Source organism: Dactylosporangium sp. NPDC000521 (assembly GCF_042898305.1).
Classification (GTDB): Bacteria; Actinomycetota; Actinomycetes; order Mycobacteriales; family Micromonosporaceae; genus Dactylosporangium.
The window spans coordinates 81,131-97,896 of the sequence record NZ_JBIAYW010000027.1; the positions used below are offsets into that span (position 1 = coordinate 81,131).

Here is a 16,766-nt window from a genome sequence, read left to right on the forward strand (position 1 = left end):
ATCCCTTCGACGCTACCGGCGCCCGCCCGGTTCCACGACAATCATGGCAGGTTGTGGCCCGCCAGCTGCCACCCGCGGGTCGCGTCGAACCGCAGATCGGTCGAGTGGCAGTTGTGCAGCGCGCCCAGTGTCGACGCCAGCGCGTGCGGCCAGCCGAGCAGCGCGCACGTGCCGTGCCGGGCCGCGGCGCCGTGCGTCGCGACCACGATCGTCGACCCGTCCGGCGCCGCCGAGACGATCTCCTGCAGCGCCTCGGTCATGCGCTTGCTGAGCGCGTCGACCTCCTCGACGTCGGCGTCGTCGACGGGCTCGCCCCGCCGCCACCGCTCGAACGCCTCCGGCCAGGTCGCGCTGATCTCGGGGTGCGTCAGCCCTTCCCACTCGCCGAAGCTGCGCTCCCGCAGCCGCGGGTCATGGGTGACCGGCACGTCGACGAGCGCGGCCAGGGCGTCCATGGTGGTGCTGGCGCGTCGCAGGTCGCTGGAGACGAGCACGGCGGGCTCGAGCGCGGCCAGCCGGGGCGCCGTCGCGGCCGCCTGTGCCAGCCCGGTCTCGGACAGCGGCGTGTCGATCTGCCCCTGCACCCGCCCACCGGCATTCCAGGAGGTCTGTCCGTGCCGCCAGAGAATCAGCCTCGTCACGCCGGCGCGGGAAGGTCGCGGTCGACGAACTCGATGACCGGGCAGTCCTTCCACAGCTTGTCGAGCTGGTAGAACTCGCGCTCCTCGCTGTGCTGCACGTGCACGACGATGTCGACATAGTCCAGCAGGACCCAGCGCCCGCCCCGCTCGCCCTCGCGACGCACCGGCTTCGCCTTCTCGGGCAGCTGCGCCAGCCGCTCCTCGATGGCGTCGACGATCGAGAGGACCTGCCGCTCGTTGGGCGCCGACGCGACCAGGAACGCGTCGGTGATGACCAGCTGGTCGGCGACGTCCAGGATGACGATGTCTTCAGCCTTCTTGTCGGCGGCCGCCTGTGCAGCGGTGAGCGCCAGCTCGATGGCACGCTCAGTCGCGGGCACCGGGCTCCCTTCGTCGGTCTACCCCGGCCTGCTGCGCCGGGCTCGTTCTAGCCTCTCACGCCCGTACGACACTCTGCCCGTCAGATGTTGTCGACTTTTCGGTACAAACCTCGCTTAGCGATGTATTGCACCACCCCGTCGGGGACGAGATACCAGACCGGCTTGCCGGACGCGACTCGCCGCCGGCAGTCGGTGGACGAGATCGCCATGGCCGGCACCTGGACCAGGCTCACCGAGTCCGCCGGCAGGTGGGAGGCGTCGAGCTCGAACCCGGGTCGCGTGACGCCGACGAAGTGCGCGAGGTCGAAGAGGTCCCGCGCGTCCTTCCACGACAGGATCTTCTTGAGCGCGTCGGCGCCGGTGATGAAGAACAGCTCCGCCGACGCGCCGTACCGCTCACGCAGGTCACGCAGCGTGTCGACGGTGTACGTCGGCCCGCCGCGGTCCACGTCGACGCGGCTGACGGTGAACCGCGGGTTGGAGGCGGTCGCGATGACCGTCATCAGGTAGCGGTCCTCCGGCGAGCTGACCGCCGACCCCGACTTCTGCCAAGGGTCACCGGTCGGCACGAACACCACCTGGTCCAGCCCGAACCGGTCGGCCACCTCGCTCGCCGCGACCAGGTGGCCGTGGTGGATCGGGTCGAACGTCCCACCCATGATGCCCACGCGCATCCTGGCATCGTAGTGATCACGACGTCGCCCGGACGAGTGCGCCGATTCCGTCGTTCCATCTTGTACGTGTAGCCTCAAGTGCCATGACGTTGTCGCACCCGAAGGGTGCCTTTGACAGCTCCCGCGCCGTGTGGCGCTCGGCCCCGGGCGAGAGCCAAGGCAGCCGCGTGGAGGTCGCGTTCGTGGACGACCTGATCGGCCTGCGCAACGGCGCCGACCCGCACAGCCCGGTGCTCGTCTTCACCCAGGACGAATGGGACGCCTTCGTCGCCGGCGCCAAAGACGGCGAATTCGACATCTGAGACGGCCCGACGCCGCCGCCACACGAGCAGCAACGGCCCCAGCGCCGCCCGCGGCCGCCGCGGAAACACGACGGCCGCGACGCCATACACGACCGCCGCAGCAACCGCGGCGGCCGCGATGCCGCACGCGGCCGCCGCGCAAACCACGACGCCCGCAGCGCCGTCCGATCGTCACGGATACAGCAGCGACCGGATCGGCGGCATCCGCTCCAGCCGCGGTGCCAGCGCTCGTAGCCGGAGCGCGAGCGTGACCGCCTCCAGGGTCACGTCGGCGTTCCCGGCGGGCGGCAGCGGCGCCCGGTGCAGGTCGAGCCAGGCGGACACGTCCGGCCAGTGGTAGACCGGCCGCCGCGGGTGGTCCCGGACCGGCGCCGGAAACCCGCCGTGTGTCCAGCCCCGCACGACCTCGACCGGCCGCTCCACCCGGGCCGCGATCACCTCCAGGGTCACCAGCGGGTCGTCGGCGACGGCCCGCACGATGCCGACCCCCGCCGCGTCCAGGTCGCGGACCCCGGACACGACCGCGTCGACCAGCGTCGGCGCGACCCGGTCGAACGCCACCCAGGCGACCCCCTCACCGGGCACCACCTCCACGCTCAGGTCGTCCGCCCTGTCGAACAACAGGTCGGCCCGCTCGTCGTCCAGCGGCCGGCTGACGGTCAGCCGAAACTGGCGCAGCATGGTCACCGCCCGCACCGCACGTGCCGCTGCACGAACGCGTCGATGCGCCGCGCCACCAGCTGCGCCGCCGCACCCGGCGGCACCTCGCCGGGCACCCCCAGCCACCCCCGGCAGCCGGGACAGCTCAGCCGCAGCCAGTGCCGGTCCTCTGCCACGTCGATGTCCGCCCCTGTCATCTCGTGCATGTCGTGCCTCCCCGATCGAACCTCCGCTCCAGCCAACACCTGGATCCGCCGTTTGGGAGGGGCCAGAGAGGGGGCCACTGTGACCACGGCAAGTGCCATCGCAGGCTGCTATCGTGGTGGCGTGCTGCACCGTGAATCGAGCTGGCGCGCCCGCTAGGGGCGGCCGCTGTTTCCTGCACACATCCCCAAGATCGAGGCCGTCCGTTTCCGGGCGGCCTTTCGTGTGTCCCGGTAGCGGCGGGCCTCCAGACCGACCGGAGAGTCCCCGATGTCCCGTCGCATCTCAGGCTTCAAGCCCACCGGCCCGCTGCAGCTCGGCAACTACGTCGGCGCGATCAGACCCGTCGTCCGCGGCCAGCACGGGCAGGACACGGTGGCGTTCATCGCCGACCTGCACGCCCTGACCGTCCAGCACGACCCCATCCTGCTCCAGCGCCGGTCCCGCGAAGTGGCCGGCCTGCTGCTCGCCGCGGGCCTCGATCCCGGGCGGGCGCTGCTCTACCGCCAGTCCGACGTCACCGCCCACCTGGAGCTGCACTACCTGCTGGAGTGCGTCACCGGCTACGGCGAGGCGCACCGGATGATCCAGTTCAAGGAGAAGGGCGGCGAGAAGTCCCGGCTGTCGTTGCTGACCTACCCGGTCCTGATGGCCGCCGACATCCTGCTGCACGACATCGACGAGGTTCCCGTGGGCCGCGACCAGCGCCAGCACGTCGAGCTGACCCGCGACCTCGCGGAACGGTTCAACGAGCGGTACGGCCGCACGTTCACCGTGCCGCGGGCGGTCCACCCGGCGGTCGCCGCGCGGATCGCCGACCTTGCCGATCCGGCCCGCAAGATGGGCAAGACCAACGCCTCCACCGCCGGCGTGCTGTTCCTGCTCGACCCGCCGGATGTCCTGCGCCGCAAGGTGATGCGGGCGGTCACCGACACCGGCACGGAGGTGGTGTACGACCCGGAGGGCAGCCCCGGCGTCGCCAACCTCCTCGACATCCTGGGCGCGCTGACCGACCGCGACCCGCAGACCGCCGCCGGCGACTTCCAGGGCAGCGGGTACGGCCGGCTCAAGACCCAGGTCGCCGACGCGGTGATCGCCACCCTGGAGCCGATCCAGCGCCGCTACCAGAAGCTCACCGACGAGGAGATCGAGGTCGTCCTGGAAGAAGGCGCCGAGCAGGCCGCAAGGAGAGCGGACGCGACCGTGCGGAGGGCCAAGGAAGCGCTCGGGCTCACAGGTGGACGGCGCGCTCCCGCAGGTAGCCCAGCGACGCCGGCGATGGCCGGTCGACCGCGGTGAAGCGCGCCGGCCGGAAGTCGATCTCCTCGATCAGCAGGTCGGCCTCGATCATCAGCGCCCACGGCACGTAGAACACCCGCTCCCCCGGCAGCGCCACCCCGACGAAGTCGACGACCGGCAGCAGCGTCGGCGTGCCGACCGTCCAGACGGCGGTGGTGAACGTGGAGCCGTCGGGCCGGGCGGTCAGGGTGCAGTCGGACAGGCGCGGATCGGCGAGGGTCCGCCGCTGGTGCTCGGCCACGTCGGTGGCCAGGCGGCGGCGGGCCTTCGCCGCGGCGTGGAACGCGGGATGGCCCGGCGACGGGTCGAAGGGCACGACCCGTCCGTCGTCGTCGGTGGTGTACGCCATGGGCGACAGCGGCACCGGCGTGCGCGCGTACTCGTCGGCGGCCAGGTCGAACAGCTGCTCCACCAGGCGCGGCTCGTCGGCGCAGACCAGCAGCATCAGCGTGCTCGGCAGGAACGCGACGGCCCGCCCGCCGACCTGCTCGTCGAGCTCGGCCAGCCAGCCCTCAAGGAGCACCCAGGACACCAGGTGGTCACCGGAGTGGTCGGGCACGTGCAGCACCGACGGGCCGAAGAGCGCGGCGCTGGCCGGCAGCTCGGCGCGGGCGAGGGTGTGCTCGTGCGCGGCCGCGAAGATCTGCTCGGCGCTGACCCCCCAGCGGGCCGGGCTGTCCAGGTCGACCGGGACGTCGTCGACGAGCACGACCTCGTCGAGGTGCGGCAGCGCGGGCCGGCGCAGCGTGCGGGTGCCACGGGCGGCGTGCCGCAGCGCGAGGCGCAGCCGCGGCAGCGCCTCTTCGAACGTCGAAGGCTGCTCCGGCGGCGCGAGGCTGCTGGCCACGAAGTCCCGCACGAAGCGCTTCCGGTCACCGGGTCTGCGTTGGTACTGGCTGAATGCCTTGGCCAGGAAGAGCCAGCTGTATGCGTCCTGACCGCACTCGCACACGATCGCGAACTGGGTCGGGCGGAACTCGGCGTCCCGGACACCGAGCCTGCGCAACTCTGCCAGCACCTGGTCGGCGAAGCGCTCACGTGGCGATCGCGCAGGTCGGGTCAGCCGCTCGAGGATGCCCACCGACCGAACATTAGCCCCACGCGAGCCACGGCGCGATGGCCTCGGCGGCCAATGCCGGTTTTTCGTAGCAGCGGCTGAGCGGACAGTAGACGGACGTAACCCGCGGATTCGTACAAACGGATCGTCGGGTCAGAAGTCGTCCGGGTCGTCCTCGTCCGAGGAGGCGAGCTCCAGCGTCTCGTACGGCTGGCGGCGGGCACCCCGCATGGCCTTGCGCTCCGCGGCCCGGACCCGCTTGTTGGGCTCCTCCAGGCGGTAGTCGGTGCCCCGGTTGCCCGGCACGAAGTCGTCGGCGGTGTACGTGTTGGGCTGCCAGTCGAACTCGCGGGCGCCGATGCGGACCGGCGACCCGGGCTCGGCGCCGGCCTTCTTGAGCGCGTCCTCGACGCCGAGGCGGGCGAGCCGGTCGGCGAGATAGCCGACGGCCTCGTCGTTGTCGAAGTTGGTCTGCCGGACCCAGCGCTCGGGCGCACCGCCCCGGACCACGAAGACGCCCTCGTCGTCCTGGACGATGGTGAAGCCGCTGTCGTCGACGGCGGCCGGACGGATGACGATGCGGGTGCGCTCCGGCGGCGGGGCCGCCTTGCGCTGCTGCTGCACCAGCTCCGACATCGCGAAGATGAGCTCCTTGAGCCCCTCGTGGGTGACGGCACTCACCGCGTACACGGCGTAGCCGCGCTCCTCCAGGTCGGCGCGCATGATGTCGGCGAGGTCGCGGCCGTCCGGCACGTCGATCTTGTTCAGCGCGACGATCCTCGGCCGGTCCTCCAGGCCGCCATACGCCGCCAGCTCGGCCTCGATCGCGTCGATGTCGGACACCGGGTCGCGCTCGGTCTCCAGGGCGGCGGTGTCGACCACGTGGACCAGCACCGCGGTGCGCTCGATGTGCCGCAGGAACTGCATGCCGAGGCCCTTGCCGGTGGCGGCGCCGGGGATCAGGCCGGGCACGTCGGCGACGGTGAACGTGTTGTCGCCGGCCTGCACGACGCCCAGGTTGGGCACCAGGGTGGTGAACGGGTAGTCGGCGATCTTCGGCCGGGCCGCGGAGATGACCGAGATCAGCGACGACTTGCCGGCCGACGGGAAGCCGACCAGACCGACGTCGGCGACGCTCTTGAGCTCCAGGACGACGTCGATCTCTTCGCCGGGCTCGCCGAGCTCCGCGAAGCCGGGCGCCTTGCGGCGGGTGTTCGCGAGGGCCGCGTTGCCGCGGCCGCCCCGCCCGCCGCGGGCCAGCTCGAACTCGGTGCCCTCGCCGATCAGGTCGGCGATGACCTCGCCGTCCATGCTGTGCACGACGGTGCCGTCGGGCACCCGCAGCACGAGCGTCTGCCCGTTGGCGCCGTCGCGGTTGTTGCCCGCGCCGCCGGCGCCGTTGCCGCCCTTCTGGTGCGGGTGGAAGTGGAAGTCGAGCAGCGTGTGCACCGCCGGGTCGACGACGAGCTTGACGCTGCCGCCGTGCCCGCCGTCACCGCCGTCGGGCCCGCCGAACGGCTTGAACTTCTCGCGGTGGATGGACACGCAGCCATGGCCACCGTCGCCCGCCCTCACGTGCAGCACGACGCGGTCAACGAACGTGGTCACGACCCGATCCCCTCACACTCACGAACACAAGAACGGCGGGCCGGGAGCGAATATGCCCCCGGCCCGCCGTCCGGAAAACTGCTTCAGCCTGCGACTGGGGTGATGCTGACGGTCTTGCGGCCCCGCTTGGTGCCGAAGAGCACGTGGCCCGCGGCGAGCGCGAACAGCGTGTCGTCGCCGCCACGGCCCACCAGGTCACCCGGGTGGAACTTGGTGCCGCGCTGCCGGATGAGGATCTCGCCGGCGTTGACCAGCTGGCCGCCGAACCGCTTCACGCCGAGCCGCTGGGCAGCGGAGTCGCGCCCGTTCCGCGAGCTGGACGCACCTTTTTTATGTGCCATCGCGCTGCCCCTACTTCCCGGTGGAGATGCCGGTGACCTTCACCTGGGTCAGCGGCTGGCGGTGACCCTGGCGCTTGTGGTAGCCGGTCTTGTTCTTGAACTTGTGGATCCGGATCTTCGGACCCTTGGTGTGCGCGACGACCTCAGCGGTCACCGCAGCGCTGGCAAGCTTCGCCGCGTCGGTGATGAGATCTTCGCCGTCGACAAGCAGCACCGCCGCGAGCGACAGGGAGTCGCCAGGCTGGCCCGCGAGCTTCTCGACCTCGATCACATCGCCCTCGGCGACCTTGTACTGCTTGCCGCCGGTCTTGACGATCGCGTACATCGGACGCGGACTCCTGTCGTAGCTACTGGCGGTTGGTCATCAGCGTGACCCATACAAAGCACGCAAAGACCCGGCACACGAAAGTGCGCCTTGAGAAGGGTACGCCATCGGTGGCGTACCCCCCAAATCAGGGGCGGGTCCGCCTGCGCAGACCACCCCGGCGAGTCCGGCGGCGGGCACCGTTGCCGGCCGACTCGTCCTCGTCGTCGTCGATGTTGTCCGGGTCGTCCTCGGAGGCGATCGGCGTGAACTCCGCCTCCTCCGCGACGTCCTCCACGGTGTGCGGCACGTCCACGGTGTCGGTGCCGGTCTCCTCCTCGGCGACCTCGGCGACCTCGCCGACCTCCGCCACCGCCGCGCCGCCCCGGCGGCCACGCCGGCGACCGCTGCGGGCCGGCTGGACGTCGGCCTCCTCCACGCCGCTGGTGACGGTCGCCGCGGCCACCTTCACCGCGCCGTGACCGTTGCTGCCGGCGTTGCCGCCGCCACCGCCGCGCTTCTCGGGGATCGGCTCGGTGTGGATGATCAGGCCGCGGCCCTTGCACACCTCGCAGGTCTCGCTGAACGCCTCGAGCAGGCCCTGGCCGACCCGCTTGCGGGTCATCTGCACCAGGCCGAGCGAGGTGATCTCGGTGACCTGGTGCTTGGTCCGGTCCCGGCCCAGGCACTCGGTCAGCCGGCGCAGCACCAGGTCGCGGTTGGACTCCAGGACCATGTCGATGAAGTCGATGACGATGATGCCGCCGAGGTCCCGCAGCCGCAGCTGGTGGACGATCTCCTCGGCCGCCTCGAGGTTGTTGCGGGTGACCGTCTCCTCGAGGTTGCCACCGGCGCCCGTGTACTTGCCGGTGTTGACGTCGATGACGGTCATCGCCTCGGTGCGGTCGATGACGAGGCTGCCGCCGGAGGGCAGGAACACCCGCCGGTCGAGGGCCTTGATCAGCTGTTCGTCGATGCGGAGGTCCGCGAAGACGTCGTTGACGCCGGTGTACCGGCGGACGCGGTCGACCAGGTCGGGCGACACGTGCGACAGATACGGCTCGACCGACTCGTAGGCATCGTTGCCCTGGATGACCAGCTCGCCGAAGTCCTCGTTGAACAGGTCGCGGACGACCCGCACGACCAGCTCGGGCTCCTCGTAGAGCAGGGCCGGCGCGCTGCTGCTGCCGGACTTCTCCTGGATGGCCTCCCACTGCGCCTGCAGCCGCTTCACGTCACGGGCCAGGTCGTCCTCGCTGGCACCCTCGGCCGCGGTGCGCACGATGACCCCGGCGCCGTCGGGCACCAGGTTCTTGAGCACGTCACGGAGGCGCTTGCGCTCGATGTCCGACAGCTTGCGGCTGATGCCGGACGCGTTGCCGTGCGGCACGTAGACGAGGTGCCGGCCGGACAGGGCGATGTGGCTGGTCAGCCGGGCGCCCTTGGTGCCGATCGGGTCCTTGGTCACCTGGACCAGCACCGAGTCGCCCGACTTGAGGGCCTGCTCGATGGAGCGGGTGCGGCCCTCCAGGCCGGTCGCGTCCCAGTTGACCTCGCCCGCGTACAGCACCGCGTTGCGGCCCCGGCCGATGTCGACGAACGCCGCCTCCATGCTGGGCAGCACGTTCTGCACGCGGCCGAGGTAGACGTTGCCCACCATCGAGCTGGACGAGGCCCGGGTGACGTAGTGCTCGACGAGCACCTTGTCCTCCAGGACCGCGATCTGCGTGCGGTCGTTCTTCTGCCGGATGACCATCGTGCGGTCGACCGCCTCGCGGCGGGCCAGGAACTCCGACTCCGACAGGATCGGCGGACGGGTCCGGCGCTGCTCGCGGCCGTCGCGGCGGCGCTGGCGCTTCGCCTCCAGGCGGGTCGAGCCGGAGATCCCCTGCACCTCGTCGCGGTCGCGCTCGCGGGCGGCCGGGCGGGGCTCGCGGATCTTCACGACCACGTGCGGGTCGTCGGCGGGCTCGGTGTCGGCGGAGCCCTTGCGGCGGCGGCGGCGCCGGCGGCGGGTCATGCCCTCGCCGTCCTCGTCGCCGTCGTCGGACGCCTCGGCGTCCTCGTCGGCGGCGGCCTCCTCGCCCTCCGCGTCGGTCTCGGTCTCGCCTTCGGCGTCGATCTCGTCGTCGCCGAGCGTGCCGCGACCACGGCCACGGCCACGGCGGCCACGCCGCCGCCGGCGGCGGGTGCCGGGCTCGAACTCGTCCTCGTCCTCGTCCTCGTCCGCCTCGGCGTCGACCTCGTCGGTCTCCACCGGAGCCTCGACGGCTGCGGACACCTCCTCGGCGGCGCGGCGGCCCCGGCGCCGGCGGCTGCGGCCGACGGGCTCCTCGGGGGCTTCCTCGCCCAGCTCGTCGTAGTCGTCGGCGGCGACGACCGGCGCGGCGAACGGGTCGATGCCGGACGCGGCGCCGGACGCGGGCGTGGCCGGGCGGACCGGCTCCACCTCCTCGCTCGGCGGCATGAAGAGCACCTGGATCGGCGCGGCGCGGCGGCCCCGGCGGGCGGGGGGCTCCTCGACCGGCGCGACGACCTCCTCGGCGACCGTCTCCTCGACCGCTTCCTCGTCCTCGGTCTCGCCAGAAGCGGTCTCACCAGAAGCGGTCTCACCAGAAGCGGTCTCACCAGAAGCGGTCTCACCAGAAGCGGTCTCACCAGGAGCGGCCTCGCCAGGAGCGGCCTCGCCAGGAGCGGCCTCGCCAGGAGCGGCCTCGCCAGGAGCGGCCTCGCCAGGAGCGGCCTCGGCCGGGACGTCGGCGACCTCAAGTGCGACGGCCTCGGGCAGCGGCTCGGGCTCCGCCACCGGCGCGGCCTTGACCGCCCGGCGGCGAGTGCGCTTGGCCGGCGCGGCGACCGGCGCCTCACCGGCCTCGGCGGCCTGGTCGCCGCCGGCCACGGGGGCGTCCGCCGCGGCGACGGCAGCTGGGGTGCTGTCGTCCAGCGGCAGCGCCTGCTGCCCGGACTCGCCCAAATCGCCCGATTCGGCGCTCGCTGTCGCCTTCACCGCTCTGCGGCGCGTCCGGCGGGCCGGCGCGGCCTCCTCTGCGGGTGCCGCCTCCGCGGTCGCGTCGGGGGCGGTCACGGCCGCCTCCGGGGTCGCGTCCGGCTCGGCGGCGGGGGCGGCGGCCTTGGTGGTCCGGCGCCGCGTGCGACGGACGGGGGTGGTCTCTTCGGTGGTAGCGGCGTCTGCAACCGGCGCGTCGCCGGTTGCCTCGCCGCTTGCCGACTCGTTGTCGAACATGCGGACGTTCTCCAGTTCTGGCGCTCCCGGGCGCGTAGCAACGCAGCCACACGGGGGCACCGCATATATGTTGTGCCGGCGGAGGTATCCGCTCGCACGGACGATCCGCCGAAAGTCTGCCAACCTCGCCAGCTACTCCAGTGACGAAGCCCCGACGACGACCGCCGGCCGATCCGCGGCGAGCGGATCGACAAGCTCTTCCTGCGCGGTCAGCACGCCCTGAGCCAGTCGGGTCGCACGAGGCGGGACCGGAGGCTCCAGGCCGGCTACTACACGCAGACCGGACAGCACATCATCGGGTCGCACGGTCGGGGTTCCCTGCCGCACGACAAGGTCGAGTATCGCACACGGTGCCTCGGTGACCTCGGAAGGTACGTCACCGAGGGTCGAAGGGACGGAAAGCACGGCGAGCCGGACAACCGCGGCGCGCGTGTCGAAGACCCGCTTGCCCTGCTTGGTGAGCCGCTCCACGAGCACTTCGGCGGCGTCCAGGAAGGCCCGGACCGCCGCCTCGGCCTCGGCCGGCGGGACGCCGGGCAGCTCCAGGTGCCAGGCCGACGCGTCGATGCGGTCGGCCAGGCTGCCGCCGCCGTTGAGCGGCGACTGGACGGCCTCGAGCACGTCGAGGCCGGGCGAGAGGGCCGCGTCGAGGGCGGCCCGCAGGTCGCCCGGGTCCACGACGGCCCGCAGGCCGATCTCCAGGTACTCGGCCTCGCTGGCCACGCCGGTCGGGGCGGCGGAGGCGTAGGAGACCTTCGGGTGCGGGGTGAAGCCCTGCGAGTAGGCGATCGGCACATTGGCCCGCAGCAGCGCCCGCTCGAACGCGCGGGCGAAGTCGCGGTGCGAGGTGAAGCGCATCGGGCCCCGCTTCGCGTACCGCAGCCGGATGCGCTGCACGACGGGGTCCTGGCCGCCCTCAGGCTGTCGCTTAGCCACGGCGGTGCACCGCCTCAGGCACCCGGAGTCCCACGCTGACCGGGGTCAGCGGCAGCAGCTTCTTGCCCGTGGGGCCGATCTGGATCTCGGTGTCCTGGCTCGGGCACACGCCGCAGTCGAAGCAGGGCGTCCACCTGCAGTCGTCCTGCTCGAACCCGGTGAGCGAGTCCTGCCAGTCCTGCCAGAGCCAGTCCTTGTCCAGGCCGGAGTCGAGGTGGTCCCACGGCAGGACCTCGTGCTGGTCCCGCTCGCGGGTGGTGAACCAGTCCAGGTCCACGCCGTGCCCGGGCAGCACCGCCGCGGCGGCGTCGACCCAGCGCTGGTAGGAGAAGTGCTCGGACCAGCCGTCGAAGCGGCCGCCGGACTCCCAGACCCGCCGGATGACCGCGCCGACCCGCCGGTCACCCCGGCTGAGCAGGCCCTCGATCAGGGAGGGCTGGCCGTCGTGATACCGGTAGCCGATCGCCTTGCCGAGGCTGCGGTCGGCGTTGATCGCGGTCTTCAGCGCCCGCAGGCGGTGGTCGATGACCTCCGGCGTCTCCATCTTCGCCCACTGGAACGGCGTGTGCGGCTTGGGGACGAACCCGCCGATCGACACCGTGCAGCGGATGTCCCGGGAGCCGGTGGCCTCCCGGCCGGCCCGGATGACCTCGTGCGCCAGCTTGGCGATCTGCAGCACGTCATCGTCGGTCTCGGTCGGCAGCCCGCACATGAAGTACAGCTTCACCTGCCGCCAGCCGTTGCTGTACGCCGTGACGACGGTCCGGATCAGGTCCTCCTCGGTGACCATCTTGTTGATCACCTTGCGGATCCGCTCCGAGCCGCCCTCGGGCGCGAAGGTCAGGCCGGTGCGCCGGCCGTTGCGGGCCAGCTCCTGGGCGAGCGTCACGTTGAACGCGTCGACCCGGGTCGAGGGCAGCGACAGGGAGACGTTGGTCCCCTCGTACTGCTGGGCGAGGCCGGAGCACATGTCGCCGATCTCGGAGTGGTCGGCGGAGGAGAGCGAGAGCAGGCCGACCTCGTGGAAGCCGGAGAACTCGAGCCCTTCCTTGACCATCTGCCCGACCGTCGTGATCGAGCGCTCGCGCACCGGGCGGGTGATCATCCCGGCCTGGCAGAACCGGCAGCCTCTCGTGCACCCACGGAAGATCTCGACGGCGTAGCGCTCGTGCACCGTCTCCGCGAGGGGCACCAGCGGCCGCTTCGGGTAGGGCCACGCGTCGAGGTCCATCGTGGTGCGCTTGTGCACCCGGAAGGGCACGTCGGCGCGGTTGGGCACGACCCGCTGGATGCGCCCGTCGGGCAGGTAGTCGACGTCGTAGAAGCGCGGCACGTAGACCGACTCGGTCCGCGCCAGGCGCAGCAGCAGCTCGTCACGGCCGCCGGGCGTGCCGTCGGCCTTCCACTGCCGCACGATGGCGGTGATCTCCAGGACCGCCTCCTCGCCGTCGCCGAGGACGGCGGCGTCGATGAAGTCGGCGATCGGCTCGGGGTTGAACGCGGCGTGCCCGCCGGCGACGACCACCGGGTGCCGGTCGTCGCGCTCGCGCGAGTCGAGGGGGATGCCGGCCAGGTCCAGCATGGTCAGCATGTTGGTGTAGCCGAGCTCGGTGGCGAACGAGATGCCGAACACGTCGAACGCGGTCACCGGGCGGTGCGCCTCCACGGTGAACTGCGGCACACCTTCGGCGCGCATGAGCGCCTCCAGGTCGGGCCACACCGCGTAGGTGCGCTCGGCGAGCACGTCCGGCTGCTCGTTGAGCACCTCGTAGAGGATCTGGACGCCCTGGTTGGGCAGGCCGACCTCGTAGGCGTCGGGGTAGGACAGGGCCCACCGCACGGTGGCGGAGTCCCAGTCCTTGACGACCGCACCGAGCTCACCGCCCACATATTGGATCGGCTTGCTGATCCTGGGCAGGAGACGCTCGAGTTGCGGGAAGACGCTTGCGACGCTCACGAGCTACCAGGGTACCCGCCGCTTCCGGGTGCCCCTTGCCACCGCCTCACCGAGCGGGACCGGTGTCGCCGCCTCAGGACTCCCGGTGGCGCCGCCTCGGGGCGCGACCTGCGGGTTGCCGGGGCGCCGGCGTGGCGGGCCGCGGCGGCGGGACCCGCAGCGTGACCGGTTTGTCCGGCGTGACGGTGAACTGCTCGTCGTGGTGGCGCAGCGTCAGCTTCCCGGAGTCCAGCTGGTACGTCGCCTCGTCGTGGTCGACGGCGACCCGCAGGATGCTGCCGTGGCAGGTGATCGCGAACGACAGCCGGTCCAGGCGGTCCGGCAACCGCGGCATGAACGACAGCTCCCCGCCGTGGTCACGCATCCCGCCGAAGCCCGCGACGAGCGCCAGCCACGTCCCGGCGAGCGAGGCCATGTGCAGCCCGTCACCGGAGTTGTGCTGCAGGTTGTACAGGTCGACGAAGGCCGCCTCGCCGAGGTAGTCGTAGGCCAGCTCGGTGTGCCCCACCTCGGCGGCCATCACCGCCTGCGTGCAGGCCGACAGCGAGGAGTCACGGACCGTGCGCTCATCGTAGTAGGCGAAGTTGCGCGCCTTCTCCTCCGCGGTGAACGCGTCGCCCCGCCAGTGCATGGCCAGGACCAGGTCGGCCTGCTTGACGACCTGCTTGCGGTACAGGTCGAAGTACGGGTAGTGCATGAGCAGCGGATAGTGGTCCGCGGGCGTGTGCTCGAAGTCCCACTCCTGGTGCCGGGTGAAGCCGGCGGACTGCTCGTGGACCCGCAGCTCGCTGCTGTAGGGCAGGTGGATCCTGGCGGCCGCGTCGCGCCACGAGGCGATCTCCTCGTCGTCGACGCCGATCGTCCGGGCCACGTCCGGGTGGCGTTCGGCGGCACCAGCAGCGGCGACGAGGTTCTGCTGGGCCATGAGATTGGTGTAGATGTTGTCGTCGGCGATCGCGCTGTACTCGTCCGGGCCGGTCACACCGTCGATGTGGAAGACGCCGTGCCGGTCGTGGTGGCCGAGGGAGCGCCACAGCCGGGCCGTCTCGACCAGCAGCTCCAGGCCGCAGGCGGCCTCGAAGTCGGTGTCGCCGGTCGCCTGGACGTAGCGGACCACGGCGGCCGCGATGTCGGCGTTGACGTGGAACCCGGCGGTGCCCGCGGGCCAGTACGCGGAGCACTCCTGCCCGCGGATCGTCCGCCACGGGAAGGCCGCCCCGGACAGGCCCAGCTGCGCGGCGCGGTCGCGGGCCAGCTGCAGCGTGCCGTGCCGCCAGCGCAGCCCGTCGCGGGCCGCCTGCGGGTGCGTGTAGGTCAGGACCGGCAGCACGAAGCTCTCCGTGTCCCAGAACACGTGCCCGTCGTAGCCGCGGCCGGTCAGGCCCTTCGCCGCGATCGGCCTGGCCTCGGCCCGCGCGCCGGCCTGCATCAGGTGGAACAGGGCGAACCGCACGGCCTGCTGGATCTCCGCGTCGCCCTCGACCTCGACGTCGGCCTGCGCCCAGAAGCCGTCGAGGAACTTCCGCTGCGACGCGACGAGGCCGTCCCAGCCGCCGAGCCGGGCGCCGGCGATCGCGCCGTGCACCTGGTCGCGGATCGCCTGCCGGGACCGCTGGCTCGACCAGCCGTAGGCGAGGTACTTGACGATCCGCAGCCGCTGGCCGGGCTGCAGCTCGCACGCGAACGTGGTGCGCGCCCAGTCCTCCCTGGCCTCCGTGTGCGAGCGGACCGGCACGGGCGCGTCGACCTCGTGGTCCATCTCCGCGCCGAGCCGCAGCCAGCTCGACTTCGTGCGGTGCATCAGCTGACCGTTGAGGCCGCTGGCCGTGTGCTCCTCGGGCTCGAGGGCGTGGCCGAGCGCCGCCGCGACCCGCGGGTCCTTGCTCGGCTGCGGGATGTCCTCGTTGGCGACCAGCTCCGACTGCACGATCACCCGCGCCGGGCCGTCGACGGGCTCGACCTCGTACAGGAACGCGGCGATCGACCGCTGCTCCAGCGACACCAGGCGGGTGGTGCTGATCTTGACCCGCTGCTGGGCCGGCGACACCCAGTCGACGTCGCGCCGCAGCGTGCCGGCCCGCAGGTCGAGGACCCGCTCATGGCTCAGGAGGTTGCCGTACCGCACGTCGAACGGCTCGTCGTCGACCAGCAGGCGGAACACCTTGCCGTTGGTGACGTTCAGGATCGACTGGCCCTCCTCGGGGAAGCCGTAGCCCGCCTCCGCGTAGGGCAGCGGGCGCTCCTCGTAGAAGGAGTTGAGGTACGTGCCGGGCAGCCCGAACGGCTCACCCTCGTCGAGGTTGCCGCGCAGCCCGACGTGCCCGTTGGACAGCGCGAACAGCGACTCGGTCTGCCCCAGGTGGTCGAGGTCGAGCTCGGTCTCGCGGACCGCCCACGGCTCGACCGGGAATTGCGCCATCATCCCTCCAGCAACGCGTCGAGGTCCGGCACGACCAGGTCGGCGCCGGCCGCGCGGAGATCGTCGGCGTGCCCGCCGCCGATCCGGTCGAGCCCGACGACGAAGCCGAACCCGCCGGCCCTGCCGGCCGCGACCCCGGCCAGGGCGTCCTCGAACACCGCGGCCCGCTCCGGCGCGACGCCGAGCTCGCTCGCCGCCGCCAGGAACGTGTCGGGGGCCGGCTTGCCGCGCAGCCCCCGCTCGCGGATCGTGACGCCGTCGACCCTGGCCTCCAGGTAGGCGTCGAGGCCGGTCGACGTGATCACCTGCAGCGTGTTGGCGCTGGAGCTGACCACCGCCCGGCGCAGCCCTTCCGCGGCGGCCGCCTTCAGGTAGCGCACGCTGCCCGGGTACGGCTCGAGCCCCTCCTTGATGAGGGTCAGCAGCAGCTCGTTCTTGCGGTTGCCGAGCCCATGGACGGTCTGGGCGTCCGGAGGGTCGTCGGGGGTGCCTTCGGGCAGCGTGATGCCGCGGGAGGCGAGGAAGTCGCGGACGCCGGCCTCGCGCGGCTTGCCGTCGACGTAGTCGTTGTAGTCGGCGACCGGGTCGAACGGGCGCTGACCGCCGCGTCCGGCGAGGAAGTCGTCGAACGTCCTGGTCCATGCCTGGTTGTGGATGACGGCGGTCGGGGTGAGCACCCCGTCGAGGTCGAACAGGCAGGCGGTCACGTGTTCCGGTAGACCCAGCACACCGCAACCGTA

16 protein-coding genes are annotated in these 16,766 nt (G+C 72.0%); 2 read left to right on the forward strand and 14 right to left on the reverse strand.

What is annotated here, in order from left to right; genetic code table 11:
- Positions 1 to 41: 41 nt before the first annotated feature.
- The 3 genes from ACFY3L_RS47550 to nadD all read right to left on the reverse strand — a co-directional run bounded on the left by ACFY3L_RS47550 (position 42) and on the right by nadD (position 1,695).
- Positions 42 to 641 (reverse strand): histidine phosphatase family protein, encoded by a 600-nt coding sequence (locus ACFY3L_RS47550; protein ID WP_389340291.1) that lies wholly within the window; start codon positions 639 to 641, stop codon positions 42 to 44.
- Complete coding sequence (gene rsfS / locus ACFY3L_RS47555) at positions 638 to 1,021, reverse strand: ribosome silencing factor (RefSeq protein ID WP_389340293.1); 384 nt, start codon at positions 1,019 to 1,021, stop codon at positions 638 to 640. Before rsfS ends, ACFY3L_RS47550 begins: the two co-directional genes overlap by 4 nt.
- A gap of 80 nt (positions 1,022 to 1,101) precedes the next feature.
- Positions 1,102 to 1,695: a nicotinate-nucleotide adenylyltransferase gene (nadD, locus tag ACFY3L_RS47560; protein ID WP_389340295.1), complete on the reverse strand. Its 594-nt coding sequence runs from the start codon at positions 1,693 to 1,695 to the stop codon at positions 1,102 to 1,104.
- Positions 1,696 to 1,778: 83 nt separating this feature from the next.
- On the opposite strand from nadD, the gene ACFY3L_RS47565 reads away from it, so the two are divergent.
- Positions 1,779 to 1,997: a DUF397 domain-containing protein gene (locus tag ACFY3L_RS47565; RefSeq protein WP_389340297.1), complete on the forward strand. Its 219-nt coding sequence runs from the start codon at positions 1,779 to 1,781 to the stop codon at positions 1,995 to 1,997.
- Between the two features lie 171 nt (positions 1,998 to 2,168).
- On the opposite strand, the gene ACFY3L_RS47570 is transcribed toward ACFY3L_RS47565, so the two are convergent.
- Both ACFY3L_RS47570 and ACFY3L_RS47575 read right to left on the reverse strand, forming a co-directional pair.
- The gene (locus ACFY3L_RS47570; protein WP_389340299.1) at positions 2,169 to 2,684 is read right to left on the reverse strand and encodes a hypothetical protein; all 516 of its coding nucleotides are present in this window, start codon (positions 2,682 to 2,684) and stop codon (positions 2,169 to 2,171) included.
- Complete coding sequence (locus ACFY3L_RS47575) at positions 2,681 to 2,863, reverse strand: hypothetical protein (protein ID WP_389340301.1); 183 nt, start codon at positions 2,861 to 2,863, stop codon at positions 2,681 to 2,683. The genes ACFY3L_RS47570 and ACFY3L_RS47575 overlap by 4 nt, the downstream gene beginning before the upstream one ends.
- Positions 2,864 to 3,131: 268 nt before the next feature.
- Between ACFY3L_RS47575 and trpS the strand changes: the two genes are divergently transcribed.
- Entirely contained in the window at positions 3,132 to 4,160 is a 1,029-nt protein-coding gene (gene trpS, locus ACFY3L_RS47580; protein ID WP_389340303.1) for a tryptophan--tRNA ligase, read from the forward strand.
- On the opposite strand, the gene ACFY3L_RS47585 is transcribed toward trpS, so the two are convergent.
- The 9 genes from ACFY3L_RS47585 to ACFY3L_RS47625 form a co-directional block, all read right to left on the reverse strand.
- Positions 4,093 to 5,241 carry a hypothetical protein gene (locus ACFY3L_RS47585; RefSeq protein ID WP_389340305.1) on the reverse strand — a complete coding sequence of 383 codons (1,149 nt, stop codon included), beginning with the start codon at positions 5,239 to 5,241 and terminating at the stop codon, positions 4,093 to 4,095. The genes trpS and ACFY3L_RS47585 overlap by 68 nt on opposite strands.
- Positions 5,242 to 5,370: 129 nt before the next feature.
- Complete coding sequence (gene obgE, locus ACFY3L_RS47590; protein ID WP_389340307.1) at positions 5,371 to 6,825, reverse strand: GTPase ObgE; 1,455 nt, start codon at positions 6,823 to 6,825, stop codon at positions 5,371 to 5,373.
- Between the two features lie 83 nt (positions 6,826 to 6,908).
- Positions 6,909 to 7,166: a 50S ribosomal protein L27 gene (gene rpmA / locus ACFY3L_RS47595; protein ID WP_389340309.1), complete on the reverse strand. Its 258-nt coding sequence runs from the start codon at positions 7,164 to 7,166 to the stop codon at positions 6,909 to 6,911.
- A gap of 10 nt (positions 7,167 to 7,176) precedes the next feature.
- Complete coding sequence (rplU, locus tag ACFY3L_RS47600) at positions 7,177 to 7,491, reverse strand: 50S ribosomal protein L21 (RefSeq protein ID WP_033365478.1); 315 nt, start codon at positions 7,489 to 7,491, stop codon at positions 7,177 to 7,179.
- 127 nt (positions 7,492 to 7,618) lie between these two features.
- Positions 7,619 to 10,714 carry a ribonuclease E/G gene (locus ACFY3L_RS47605; RefSeq protein ID WP_389340311.1) on the reverse strand — a complete coding sequence of 1,032 codons (3,096 nt, stop codon included), beginning with the start codon at positions 10,712 to 10,714 and terminating at the stop codon, positions 7,619 to 7,621.
- A gap of 132 nt (positions 10,715 to 10,846) precedes the next feature.
- Positions 10,847 to 11,611, reverse strand: a complete 765-nt coding sequence (locus ACFY3L_RS47610) for a TIGR03936 family radical SAM-associated protein (protein ID WP_389340353.1) — start codon at positions 11,609 to 11,611, stop codon at positions 10,847 to 10,849.
- A 31-nt stretch (positions 11,612 to 11,642) separates the two neighbouring features.
- Positions 11,643 to 13,607 carry a TIGR03960 family B12-binding radical SAM protein gene (locus ACFY3L_RS47615; RefSeq protein ID WP_389340313.1) on the reverse strand — a complete coding sequence of 655 codons (1,965 nt, stop codon included), beginning with the start codon at positions 13,605 to 13,607 and terminating at the stop codon, positions 11,643 to 11,645.
- Between the two features lie 73 nt (positions 13,608 to 13,680).
- Entirely contained in the window at positions 13,681 to 16,026 is a 2,346-nt protein-coding gene (locus tag ACFY3L_RS47620) for a glycoside hydrolase family 65 protein (protein ID WP_389340315.1), read from the reverse strand.
- Positions 16,026 to 16,754 carry a beta-phosphoglucomutase family hydrolase gene (locus tag ACFY3L_RS47625; RefSeq protein ID WP_389340317.1) on the reverse strand — a complete coding sequence of 243 codons (729 nt, stop codon included), beginning with the start codon at positions 16,752 to 16,754 and terminating at the stop codon, positions 16,026 to 16,028. The genes ACFY3L_RS47620 and ACFY3L_RS47625 overlap by 1 nt, the downstream gene beginning before the upstream one ends.
- Positions 16,755 to 16,766: the final 12 nt, after the last annotated feature.